A 396-nucleotide genomic window follows, 5' to 3' on the forward strand; every position below is an offset into this window, starting at 1 on the left:
CGACAAGGTCGTCTCGATGGGCGGCAATGCGCCCGGCATCGCGCGCAACCTGTTTGGACTTTCGGGCGCGGTCTCCTTCCTGATCGAGACGCGCGGCGTCGGCCTCAAACTCGAGAATCTGGAGCGGCGCATCGCGACGCATTACGTCATTTCCCGGTCGGTTCTCGATACGGTCGCCGCCAATGACAAGGCSGTGCTGCAGGCGGTCGCGGCTGCGCGCGGCGAACTGGCGAAGAACGAAGGCGAGCTGGTCGTCGGCCACCGCATTGCCACCGTCAAGATGGTGATCCCGCTGGTCAATCCCGACACGGCCGCCGACATGCCGACGGAAGTCGATTTCCGCGACTCGCGCCAGGTCACGGTCACCGGGCGCCGGGTGCGGCCCGATGGCTATAT

General features: G+C 66.1%; 1 protein-coding gene. It reads left to right on the forward strand.

All coding sequences use genetic code 11. From position 1 onward, the window contains the following. Window positions 1-396, forward strand: a 396-nt coding sequence (locus tag AB4Y92_RS26280) for a hypothetical protein (RefSeq protein WP_441822293.1), incomplete at both ends; no start/stop codon positions are given.

Source organism: Lysobacter sp. TAB13, from assembly GCF_052113885.1.
GTDB lineage: Bacteria > Pseudomonadota > Gammaproteobacteria > Xanthomonadales > Xanthomonadaceae > Lysobacter > Lysobacter gummosus.